At 66.7% G+C, this 11663-nt stretch carries 8 protein-coding genes and 1 pseudogene; 8 read left to right on the top strand and 1 reads right to left on the bottom strand.

Features of this window, described 5'->3' with window-relative positions:
* Positions 1 to 7 precede the first annotated feature (7 nt).
* The 6 genes from ACRQ5Q_RS29915 to ACRQ5Q_RS29890 all read left to right on the top strand — a co-directional run bounded on the left by ACRQ5Q_RS29915 (position 8) and on the right by ACRQ5Q_RS29890 (position 7861).
* On the top strand, positions 8 to 2521 hold the full coding sequence (locus ACRQ5Q_RS29915; protein WP_439374228.1) for a circularly permuted type 2 ATP-grasp protein: 2514 nt from the start codon (positions 8 to 10) through the stop codon (positions 2519 to 2521).
* The gene (locus ACRQ5Q_RS29910; protein WP_439374229.1) at positions 2518 to 3396 is read left to right on the top strand and encodes a transglutaminase family protein; all 879 of its coding nucleotides are present in this window, start codon (positions 2518 to 2520) and stop codon (positions 3394 to 3396) included. The genes ACRQ5Q_RS29915 and ACRQ5Q_RS29910 overlap by 4 nt, the downstream gene beginning before the upstream one ends.
* Positions 3397 to 3722: 326 nt before the next feature.
* The gene (locus ACRQ5Q_RS29905) at positions 3723 to 4550 is read left to right on the top strand and encodes a metal-dependent phosphohydrolase (protein ID WP_439374230.1); all 828 of its coding nucleotides are present in this window, start codon (positions 3723 to 3725) and stop codon (positions 4548 to 4550) included.
* A gap of 113 nt (positions 4551 to 4663) precedes the next feature.
* On the top strand, positions 4664 to 5554 hold the full coding sequence (locus ACRQ5Q_RS29900) for an alpha/beta fold hydrolase (RefSeq protein WP_439393527.1): 891 nt from the start codon (positions 4664 to 4666) through the stop codon (positions 5552 to 5554).
* A 78-nt stretch (positions 5555 to 5632) separates the two neighbouring features.
* Positions 5633 to 7156 carry an FAD-dependent oxidoreductase gene (locus ACRQ5Q_RS29895; protein WP_439393526.1) on the top strand — a complete coding sequence of 508 codons (1524 nt, stop codon included), beginning with the start codon at positions 5633 to 5635 and terminating at the stop codon, positions 7154 to 7156.
* Positions 7157 to 7285: 129 nt separating this feature from the next.
* Positions 7286 to 7861, top strand: a complete 576-nt coding sequence (locus ACRQ5Q_RS29890) for an HdeD family acid-resistance protein (protein ID WP_439374233.1) — start codon at positions 7286 to 7288, stop codon at positions 7859 to 7861.
* A gap of 132 nt (positions 7862 to 7993) precedes the next feature.
* Here ACRQ5Q_RS29890 and ACRQ5Q_RS29885 read toward each other — a convergent pair whose 3' ends face one another.
* Positions 7994 to 9511, bottom strand: coding sequence for a M81 family metallopeptidase (locus tag ACRQ5Q_RS29885; RefSeq protein WP_439374234.1), 1518 nt, complete (start codon positions 9509 to 9511; stop codon positions 7994 to 7996).
* A 198-nt stretch (positions 9512 to 9709) separates the two neighbouring features.
* On the opposite strand from ACRQ5Q_RS29885, the gene ACRQ5Q_RS29880 reads away from it, so the two are divergent.
* Together ACRQ5Q_RS29880 and ACRQ5Q_RS29875 are read left to right on the top strand one after the other, a co-directional pair.
* Complete coding sequence (locus ACRQ5Q_RS29880; protein WP_439374235.1) at positions 9710 to 10921, top strand: ABC transporter substrate-binding protein; 1212 nt, start codon at positions 9710 to 9712, stop codon at positions 10919 to 10921.
* 269 nt (positions 10922 to 11190) lie between these two features.
* Positions 11191 to 11453: pseudogene (locus ACRQ5Q_RS29875) on the top strand (acyl-CoA dehydrogenase family protein); the annotation flags it as partial.
* Positions 11454 to 11663 lie beyond the last annotated feature (210 nt).

Below are 11663 nucleotides of genomic sequence, written 5' to 3'. Positions count from 1 at the left end.
AAGGCCCATGGGCGAGGGCGCAGCGGAAGACAACGACCAGGCGGGCAGGGCGAAGGCCCAGCAGCGGATCGCGCAATGGGTCCGCGACTATAGCCGCCTGCCCGGCATCCCCGACGAGTTCCTGGGGCCCGACGGGGCGCCCCGCGCGGTCTGGAGCCGCTTCTTCGACGCCTTCGGCGCGCTGGCGCCCGACGAGGTCGAGCGGCGCTTCGGCATGGCCGACCGTCACCTGCGCGAGGCCGGCGTCACCTACCGCGCCCCCGGTGACAGCGCCGACCGGCCCTGGTCGCTGAGCCACCTGCCGCTGCTGATCGACGAGGCCGACTGGCAGCAGCTCTGCGCCGGCATCACCCAGCGTGCGGAGCTGCTCGAGCTCGTGCTGCGCGACATCTATGGCGAGGGCCGTCTGGTCGCCGAAGGCGCGCTGCCGGCCGCCGCGATCGCCGGCAGCCCCGAATATCTCCGCCCCGTCTGCGGCGTGCCGCCGCCCGGCGGGCGCTGTCTCTCGATCTATGCCGCCGACGTCGGCCGCGGCCCCGACGGCCGCTGGTGGGTGCTCGGCGACCGCACGCAGGCGCCCTCGGGTGCGGGCTACGCGCTGGAAAATCGCCTGGTGCTCTCGCGCGCCTTTTCCGATCTCTACAAGTCGATGAACGTGCCGCGCGTCGCGCCGTTCTTCGAGGCGTTCCGCGACAGTCTGCGCGCACGCGCCGATCGCGACGAGCCGCGCATCGGCGTGCTCACCCCCGGCAGCTTCAGCGAGACCTATTTCGAGCACGCCACGCTGGCGCGCTATCTCGGTTTCCTGCTGGTCGAGGGCGACGATCTCGCCGTCAGCGACAACCGCATCCACATCCGCACCGTCGCCGGCCTGAAGCGCCTCGACGTGCTGCTCCGCCGCGTCGATTCCAACTCGCTCGATCCGCTCGAGCTCGATGCCTCGTCTCGGTTAGGGGTGCCCGGCCTGATCGACGTGCTGCGCAAGGACGGCGTCGTCGTCGCCAACATGCCGGGCTCGGGCGTGCTGGAGGCGCGCGCGCTGCTCGGCTTCCTGCCGGCGCTGAGCCGCCGCCTGCTCGGCGAAGAGCTGAAGATGCCGCACATCGCGACCTGGTGGTGCGGCCAGCGCAGCGCGCGTGATGAAGTTTTGTCGCGGCTCGACGAGGTCGCGATCGAGGGCGCCTACCGGCGCGGCGTTCCCGGCTTCGACTCGAGCGGCCCGGTGCTCGCGAGCGAGCTCGATGCTGCCGGGCACCAGCGCCTGATCGACGCCATCGCCGCGCGCGGCATGGACTATGTCGGCCAGGAAGTGGTGCGGCTCTCGACCATGCCGGTGTGGGAGCAGGGCCAGCTCACGCCGCGCCCCTTCGTGCTGCGCGTGTTCGCAGCCGCCACGGCCGACGGCTGGGCCATCATGCCCGGCGGCTTCTGCCGGATCGCCGAGCAGCCCGATGCGCGCGCGGTGTCGATGGGCGACGGCGCCCGCGCCGCCGACGTCTGGGTCGTCTCCGACAAGCAGGTCTCGACCGCGACGCTCTTGCCCGCGACCGACAAGGTCCGCATCCGCCGCATCGCCGGCGTGCTGCCGAGCCGGGCCGCCGACAATCTGTTCTGGCTCGGCCGCTATCTCGAGCGCGCCGAGGCGACGCTGCGCCTGGTGCGCGCGCTGGGCTCGCCGAGCGGACCCAACAAGGGTACCGCGGCCTCGCTGCAATCGTCCGAACGCATCCAGCGCATGCTGGTTGCCTGGGGCGCGATCTCGCAGACCTCGCGCGCGGCGCCCGGGCGCATCGTCGCCGAGGCGCTGCAGAGCGCGGAGCGCTTCGGCTCGGCGCTGTCGCTGGTGCGCGCGGCCCTGCGCACCGCGACGTCGTTGCGCGAGCGGCTGTCGCCGGACGCCTGGCAGGTCATCACCGAGATGGCCGAGCGTCTCGCCCATGAGGTCGAGGACGACGACAGCGTGCTCAGCGCCGCCGAGCTGACCCTGCAGGAGCTGGCGAGCTTCGCGGGCCTTGCGCAGGAGAACATGAACCGCGCCGCCGGCTGGCGCTTCCTCGACATCGGACGCCGCACCGAACGCGCCATCAACACCACGCGCTTTGCACGTCAATTTGCCTATGACGAGGCCGGCGACGAGGATCTCGACATCCTGCTGACGCTGGTGGATTCCCAGATCACCTACCGCTCGCGCTATCTGCTGGCGCCGATCCTGGCCCCGGTGCGCGACCTCGCCGTGCTCGACTGCTACAATCCGCGTTCGGTGGCGTTCCAGGTGGCGACTCTGAACGAGCACATCGCGGCGCTGCCGAGCCTGAAGGAGCACGGCCTGATCGAGCAGCCGCAGCGGCTTGCCGTGGCGGTGCAGGCGATGCTGGCGACGGCCGAGGCCGAGAAGCTCGACGTGAAGACGCTGTTCGCGCTGGAGCAGGATCTGCTCAGCCTCGCCGAGGCGATCGGGCTGCACTATTTCCCGCACGGACCCAATGCCAGCCGGCCGGAAAAGCTGACGGGGCTGGCGTGATCTACGACATCCGTCACGTCACGACCTACGAATACGAAAGTCCGGTCAGCTTCGCCCGCTGCACGCTGCGGCTGGAGCCCAGAAGCGGCGGCGGCCAGGAGCTGATCTCGCATCAGGTGGAGATCCGTCCGCGCCCGTCCGAGCGCAATGTCCGGCGCGACTTCTTCGGCACGCTGACCGAGAGCGTCGTCATCGAGGCCGCGCATCGCAATCTGCGCATCGACTCGCGCTCGCGCGTCTCCGTCACGCGCCGGCCGCCGGCGCGCGATGCGGTCAGTCCGCCCTGGGAGAGCATCCGCGACGTCGCCTTCGAAGCGACCAGCCTCGGGCCGTCTTCGCCGGTAGGCTACGTCTTTGCCAGTCCGCTGGTGCCGGTGCTGCGCCCGGTCAGCGCCTATGCGGCGGAAAGCTTTCCAGCCGGCGAGGGCATCCTCAAAGGCGCGGTCGATCTCATGCATCGCATTCGCAACCAGTTTCGCTACGACCCCAAGGCGACGGTGATCTCGACCCCGCTCAACGAGGTCTTCGACAAACGTCACGGCGTCTGCCAGGATTTTGCCCATGTGATGATCGCGGGGCTGCGCGGGCTCGGTCTGCCAGCCGCCTATGTCAGCGGGTACTTGCGGACCATTCCGCCGCCGGGCCAGCCGCGCCTGCAGGGCGCGGACGCCACCCACGCCTGGGTGTCGCTGTGGTGCGGGGAGGAGCTCGGCTGGGTCGATTTCGATCCCACCAACGATCTCCTGGTCGGGAACGACCATATCGTGCTCGCGGTGGCCCGCGACTTCTCCGACGTCTCGCCGGTCGACGGCATCATCCTCGGCTCACCCAAGCAGAAGCTCGGCGTCGCCGTCGACGTGCTGCTGGTGGAGTGACGGCGCGCTCCGCCGTCACCGCCGCGAAGACGATGAAGACGCATGCGCCAGGCTGCCGCGCATCGCGCGAGCCTTGCGCTGACCTCCGATAAAGCGAAATTTGATTTCCGCGCCTCGGCCGGAGCCTTCCGACTGGTCGGCCCGGCTGCATCGCGCCGTGACCGCAACCACGATCTCGCAGGGCACAAGAGCAGCTTAATTTACGTATTTGGGGTGCGGGATTTGGTCCCTCGGCCCAACTTGGGCTATGCTGATCCTCGCGCCGAGGACAACTATGGGACGTCGGGAGCTGGCGTGGGACACCACCGACAAGCGGGGCTGCATCCATGATGACGTTACCGAGACTGGCGGCGGAATCCCTGGAGAAGTTGCTGGGCTCGTTCATGCGGCGCAGGTACGGCGAAGAGTCGGCGAACGTCATCGAGAGCGCCACGCGCACCACCATGGAATGCATCGGCAACAGCGATGCGCTCTACCACAACATCGAGCATACGATGCTGGTGACTTTGGCCGGCCATTCCATTCTCAGCGGGCGGTACCTTCACACTCACCTGGAGGCGGACGACTACGTTCATGTCCTGATCGCCTGCCTTGCGCACGACATCGGCTATGTCCGCGGCCTGTTTCCGGAGGATGACGAAGATGGCTTCATCATCGACGACGCCGGGACCAAGGTGTCGCTGCCGCGCGGCGCTTCGGATGCCAGTCTGATGATGTATCACGTCGATCGCTCGCAACTGTTTGTGCGGCGGCGGCTGCCGCCGATCCGCGGCCTCGACTCTGAGCGCATCGTCCGCGCCATCGAGGGGACGCGCTTCCCGGCCCGTGAGGGGCAGGAATATGACGACGAAGCCTCGATCCTGCGCGCTGCCGATTTCATCGGCCAGCTCGGTGATCCCAACTATCTGCGCAAAGCGAACGCGCTCTATTACGAGTTCGAGGAAGTGGGCATGAACCGGCAGCTCGGCTACGACTCGCCCGCCGACATCGTGAACCGTTATCCGCAATTCTACTGGAACAGCGTCGCACCGCACATCCAGACCGAGATCGGCTATCTCAACAAGACCGAGATCGGCCGGCAGTGGATCGCCAATCTCTACAGCAACGTGTTCCGCGCCGAACGCGACATCACGCTGTCCGGGCCGCAGAAGTAAGGCCGTTGTAGCCCGCATGGAGCGAAGCGGAATGCGGGAACGCCTGTATCCGCGAATCCCGGATTGCGCTGCGCTCCATCCCGGCTACGACCGCGCAACTCCGTGAGAAAGCCATGCAACGAAAAACCATCACCACGGATGTCCTCGACATCGCCTATCTTGAATACGGCGCACCTGATGGCTGGCCCTGCATCGTGGGCCACGGCTTTCCCTATGACGTGAACGCCTATGCCGAGGCCGCGCCGTTGCTCGCACACGCCGGCGCGCGGGTGCTGGTGCCCTGGCTGCGCGGCTACGGTCCGACGCGGTTTCGCTTTCCTGCAACGCTGCGCTCCGGCGAGCAGGCCGCGCTGGGCGCCGACCTGCTCGCCTTCATGGACGCGCTTCACATCGAACGCGCGATCGTCGGCGGCTACGATTGGGGCGGACGCGCGGCCTGCGTGGTTTCCGCATTGTATCCCGAGCGCGTCGTCGGGCTCGTCTCCGGCAATTCCTACAACATCCAGAACATCGCCCGGTCCCTGGAGCCGGCCTCGCCGCCGGAGGAGGCGGCGCTCTGGTATCAATATCTCTTCCACAACGAGCGCGGCCGCCGCGCGCTGGAGCGCAACCGGCGCGGCTTCGCCCGCCAGCTCTGGTCGATGTGGTCGCCGACATGGGACTTCGACGACGCGACGTTCGAGACCAGCGCGGTGTCCTTCGACAACCCCGACTTCGTCGATGTCGTGATCCACTCCTATCGCCACCGCTACGCGTTGGTCGAAGGCGATCCCGCCTATGCCGGGATCGAGGCCAGGCTCGCCGCGCAACCCGCGATCCGGGTCCCGACCATCGCAATCGACGGCGACAGCGACGGCGTCAATCCCGGCACCGCGCACCATGCGCGCAAGTTCGAGGGCTTCTTCGAGCACCGCGTGTTCACCGGCGCCGGCCATAATCTGCCGCAGGAGCGGCCGGCCGAATGGGCGAAGGCCGTGCTCGACGTGCGCGCAGCCGGGTCCTGATTTTCGCGACCGCGGGAACTTTTCACTCATCCCGCCGTCCAATTCCTGAGTTGCGCGTCAAGCTGTCAGGAGGTGAGCATGAGCGAGGACAAGAAGCCGAGCGGGCCGGATCTGACCACGGGCGTATCGCTCACTGCGTTCAAGGACGGCAAGCTGCTCGGCCATGTCGGGGACGAAGACGTCCTGCTGGTGCAGGCCGGCGGCGAGATTTTTGCGATCGAGCCCGCCTGCAGTCATTATCACGGTCCGCTCGCCGAGGGCCTCGTGGTCGGCGACACCATCCGTTGCCCCTGGCATCACGCCTGCTTCTCCCTGCGCACAGGCGAGGCCACGCGTCCGCCCGCATTGAATGCGCTGGCGGTGTGGGAGGTGACGCAGGACGGGGGCAGGATTCGGGTTCAGCGCAAGCGTGAGGCGCCGAAGCCCTCGGCCGTGCATCGCAGCGCGCCGACACCCGAAAAATTCGTCATCGTCGGCGGTGGCGCGGCCGGCTTTGCCGCAGCCGAGACGCTCCGGCGCGAAGGCTTTGCCGGCGCCATCACCATGCTGAGCAATGACGGCGCGATGCCGGTCGACCGCCCGAATCTCTCCAAGGATTATCTCGCCGGCAACGCGCCGGAGGATTGGCTGCCATTGTGGAACGAGGACGACTATCGGAGCGCCGGCATCGATCTCAGGCTCAACACCAGGGTTACGGGGATCGATCCAAGAGCACGCAGCCTGACCCTCGGCAATGGCGACAGGCTGCCGTTCGACCGCTTGCTGCTCGCGACCGGCGCCGAGCCCATCAAGCTGCAGATCCCGGGTGCGGAGCAGCCGCACGTCCACACCTTGCGCTCCGTCGCCGACAGCCGCGCCATCATCAAGGCCGCCGGCAGCGCCCGGCGCGCGCTGGTGATCGGCGCCAGCTTCATCGGCCTGGAAGTTGCGGCGTCCTTGCGGGCGCGCAAGCTCGATGTGCATGTGGTCGCGCCCGAGCGGCGACCGATGCAGAAGGTGCTCGGGTCCGAGATGGGCGACTTCATTCGCGCGCTGCATGAAGAGAACGGCGTCAACTTTCACCTCGAGGACATCGTGGAGAGGCTCGAGGGCGCCCGCGCCACGCTGAAGAGCGGCGCCGTCATCGAGGCGGACCTCGTGGTGGTCGGCATCGGCGTCAGGCCGCGCCTTGCGCTGGCCGAGCAGGCGGGCCTTGCCGCCGATCGCGGCGTCAGCGTGACTGAATATCTCGAAACCAGCGTTGCCGGCATCTTCGCCGCCGGCGACATCGCGCGCTGGCCCGATCCGCATTCTCGGCACACTATCCGCGTCGAGCATTGGGTGGTGGCGGAGCGCCAGGGCCAGACCGCGGCACGCAACATGCTCGGCAGGCGCGAGCGCTTCGATGCCGTGCCGTTCTTCTGGTCCCAGCATTACGACGTCCCGATCAATTATGTCGGTCACGCCGAGAGCTTCGACGAGGTCGCCATCGACGGCAGCATTTCCGGCAAGGATTGCCTGCTGAAGTACCTCAAGGGCGGCCACGTGCTTGCCGTCGCTTCAATTTATCGCGATCTCGACAATCTCAAGGCCGAGCTCGAGATGGAGCGCTCGCGCGGCTGACGCACCGCATTCGAAGTTGATTTGCGTCAATGTTGCTGCCGCTGTGGACTGCTTTGGTGGCTGTCGCCCCGGCACGGCATGTGCTATTCTGGCGCGTGCTCCCGGGCTTCGCAAGCAGGAGTGGCCGCCATGACCAGTGCTTCCGATACGTCTCATCATCCCAGCCTCGGCTCCGGCATCGCGGCGCTGCATGCCAAATGGGGCTGGATCGTCGCGCTCGGCGTCGTCTACCTCATCGCGGGCTTCATTGCGCTCGGCAGCATGGTGATGGCTACGGTGGCGAGCGTCATCGTGGTCGGCGCCATGATGATCGTCGCCGGCGTGACCGAGATCATCGGTGCGTTCCAGATGAAGAGCTGGGGCAAGTTCTTGATCTGGGCCTTGCTCGGCGTGCTCTACGTGATCGCTGGCTTCCTGACCTTCGAGAATCCGCTGTTCGCAGCCGTCCTGCTGACGCTGTTTCTCGGTGTCTCGCTGATCGCCTCGGGCGCCGTCAGGCTGTTTCTCGCCTTCAGCATGAAGCGCGAGAGCCCGTGGGTGTGGGTGGCGCTGTCGGCCGTCATCACGCTGCTGCTTGGCCTCTTGATCGTGGCACGCTGGCCGGTGAACAGCGTCTATATCCTCGGCCTGTTCCTCGGCATCGACCTGATCATGGCCGGCGCCGGCTGGATCAGCGTCGGCCTCAGCCTGAAGCGGCGCGGCTGAAACCTCCGGCCAGGTGCGCGGTGCCGAAGCGCGATCAGATTTGGATGGATGGTCATCGCGCTTCGGGTTGACGTTTGCGCATGAGTTTTCCGCTCAGCCGCTTCGTACCTTTCCGGATCATGCTTGGGCTGATCAATCCAGTGGCATCTCGTCGAGCGGCCAGATCGGGCGGCGAACCTTGCGATAGGTGAGGGTCGTGTAGTCATTCGTGGCAAGGCCGCCGCTGTCGGCCAGGATCACTTCCTTGGCGATCGGCTCGAAAGCGGCGCGGAAGTGGTGGGCGGACTTGACCGCGACGACCCGAAACTGCGCCGGCTCCGCTCCGAGAATTCGGAACATTTCCTGATCATAGGTTTGCAGCGTGTTTGTCGACAGCGCGATCGAGATGCCGTTCACCTCGAGCAGGGCGGAGCGGCCGAGTGTCATGGGCTGACCGGCATTCATCGGTCCCTCGCAGACGAAGGCACCGTCCGACAGCGCGGCGACGCGTCCGGCCAGCGTGAGTGGTGGCCCGTAGCTTGCGGGATCGCGCTTGGCGCCGACAACGACGTCGAGGTCGGCCCCGAGACCTGCAGCATGACAGCGGGCGGCGGCTTCGGGATCGCCGAGCACACCGAGGAGCACGCCCTTGACGTTGGCCTTCAGCAGCGCCTCCAACAGGCGGACGCCGTCGCCATAGGCGCCTGAACCCGGGTTGTCGCTGTAATCGGAAATCACAAAGGGACGGGCATCGGCGACATCGGCTGCCGCCACCGCGGCAAGCCTGGTCGCGGCCGCCAAATCATATACCGCAACAGTGACCTCGGCGCGGCGACGGTAGATCTCGTCATAGAGCGCGGCCGCAGCCTGCCGCGCCGCCGTCTCGGCGGCGTTATGCGAGGCATCGTAGGTCACCTGCACGCTGGGGCCGACCTCGGCAATGTCCGAGCGGCTGAAACCCGCGCAGAGGTCGACCGACAACAGGCCGGGCGTTCGCGCCTCCATGTCTGCAGCGCGGGTCAGGAGATCGCTCATCACGCCGCCCTGGGTTCGCCCGTGATTGCATCCGTCGAGCAGCGGTCCTTGCAGGTGGACGACCTTCGGACGGATGTTGCCGTCCATCGCCGATTGCAGCAGATCGGCCGCGCGAAGTGCCGTCTCGTATTGGTCGATATGGGGATAGGTCCGGTAGGGCAGCATGATGTTGGCCAGGCGGCCCATGCGCTTGGTGACGTTGGCATGCAGGTCGAGCGTCACCGCGATCGGGATCGTCTCGCCGAGCCGCTTGCGCAATCCTTCCAGCAGCGCGCCCTCGGCATCCTCGTCGGTCTCGGTCACCATCGCGCCGTGCAATGCGAGGATGACGCCGTCGAGCGGGCCCGTCTCGCAGGCCTCGTAGACCAGACGTTGCAGCTCGGCCCAGCACTCGGCCGTCACCTTGCCGGAGGGCGTCGCCGAGGCTGCGATCGGCTGCACCAGGGTCCAGCCGTAGCGTTTGGCCGCATCCAGATGCCCGGCGATCTCCATCTTGGTGGCGCCGAGCGCGGGGGCGATCTCGGCTCCCAGCAGAAACAGCCGCTTGCGAAAATCATCGAGCGTGGTCGGAACGATCGAGAACGTGTTGGTCTCGTGGGCGATCTGCGCGGAGAGCACACGTCGCGTCTGGCTCATAGGGGCACCTTCTTGTTCATGGAAGCCGCGGGCCTGATCTCGCGTCCTCACAAGGCGCTTCGCTAGCATCGAATCGGGCTTCCCCACCAGCAACTCGACGCAAGACCATCTGGCGGAACTCCGCTGATCTGGCGCCCTGACAAGAGCAGCCCGCCGCGCGGCTGCTTCGCTGGCGGCGATGATCATCGGGGAGACACCATGAGAGCCGCTTTGGCCCTGGCCGCAGCTTTGGCTGCCGCCTGCCTGTCCACGCCTGCGCCTGCACAAAAATCCTATGGTCCCGGCGTCAGCGACACCGAGATCAAGATCGGCAACACCATGCCCTATAGCGGCCCGGCTTCGCCGCTCAGCATCACCGGCCGGGTGATTGCGGCCTATTTCGACGAGGTCAACGAGAAGGGCGGCGTCAATGGCCGCAAGCTCAATCTGATCTCGCTGGATGACGCGTTCTCGCCGCCCAAGACCATGGAAGCGGCGCGGCGCCTCGTCGAAGGCGAGGGCGTCGCCTTCATCTTCGCCACCATGGGCACCGCGCCGAGCTCGGCGATCGCCAAATATCTCAACAGCAACAAGGTGCCGCAGATCTTCCTGATCAGCTCGGCGTCGAAGTGGAACGATCCCGCCAACATGCCCTGGTCGATGGCGCTGCCCTGGGCGCCCAACTACACCAGCGAGGCCGCGATCGACGTCGCCTATGCCCGCGCCAAGAACCCGAATGCGCGGTTCGCCGTGCTCTACCAGAACGACGACGCCGGCAAGGAATATCTGCGCGGCGTCAGGGAAGCGCTGGGGGCCGATGCCGACAAGGCGATCGCGATGGCCTCGAGCTTCGAGGTCGCCGATCCTACGGTCGATTCCCAGGTGCTGACGCTCGCCAACACCAAGGCCGACGTCTTCATGATCTATTCGGTGACGCCGCGTGCCTGCGCGCAGGCGATCCGCAAGGCCCACGAGGTCGGCTGGCAGCCGACGCGCTTCCTCGCCTCGGGCTGCGCCAACAAGGCGACCGTGATGGTGCCGGCCGGGCTTGAGGCCGGCAAGGGCGTGCTGTCGCTCGGCGCGCTCAAACCTTTCGTCGAGGCGCCGAAGGACGACCAGGCGATGACGACCTATATCGACTTCATGAAGAAGCGCCTGCCCAACGCCGACATCAACAACGTCGCCGGCCTCTACGGCTACACCGTCGCCGAGGCCCTGGTGGTACTGCTGAAGCAGTGCAAGGACAATCTGACGCGCGAGAACATCATGGCACAGGCGGCGAACCTCAAGAACGTGCCGCTGTCGCTCCTGATGCCCGGCATCACGCTGAACACCACCCCGCAGGATTTCCGCCCGATCAAGGACGGCTACATGCTCCAGTTCGACGGCAACGATTGGATCGTTGCCAGCGAGCTCCTGCGCGGGACGTGAGGCGCGAAACAGCGGCCGCGGCGACGGTGCACCCTCTCCCCTTGCGGGAGAGGGTGAATGCGCGAAGCGCAGCCGGGTGAGGGGTCTCTCTCCTCACGACGGGTTGTGCGAGCAGAGAGAACCCCTCATCCGGCGCTTCGCGCCACCTTCTCCCGCAAGGGGAGAAGGGAAGAAGCGCCCTCATCGAGCGCAGAATTCTTGGCGAACAGGAGGACCCCATGGACTTTCAACACTCCGCCCGTTCGCTGGAGCTGCAGGAGCGCGTTCGCCAGGCCGCCGACAAGATGGACCGCAAAGGCAACAGGCCGCGCGCGATCTGATCGTGGCGGCCAACATCGTGGTCCCCAGCACGGCCGCCCGCGTCATCACCGCGCCATCCAGATCCACGCCGCCGCCGGCGTCTCGCAGGACACGTTCCTCGCCCGCGCTTACGTCTGCGCCCGCTTCATCCGCATCGGTGACGGCCGGACAGGTGCATCTGGCGGCCCTGGGCAAGGAACTGACCAGGCGCGACGGAGTGATGGCGGGCTGAAAGCGGTAGCTGACTGCCGCTCGCTCATTGCCTCGGCGGTGCGCACCGCTGCCGTATTTTTCATCGCGACGGCCGTTCCGAGTGTTTCAGCGACTTGCCACTTTTTGGAGGGCTTGCCGCGCCGGGTCCATTCGGCGACACTGCTCGTATTTCAAGTAGTTGTTTTAACGGGGGCCTTGGATGCCCGAAACATTGGAAAGCCTGTTGTGG

It is taken from the genome of Bradyrhizobium sp. PMVTL-01, from assembly GCF_051861855.1.
In the GTDB taxonomy this organism is placed as follows: Bacteria; Pseudomonadota; Alphaproteobacteria; order Rhizobiales; family Xanthobacteraceae; genus Bradyrhizobium.
The sequence above is the reverse complement of the archived record's forward strand: the minus strand, read 5'-3'. Positions and strand labels throughout refer to the sequence as shown.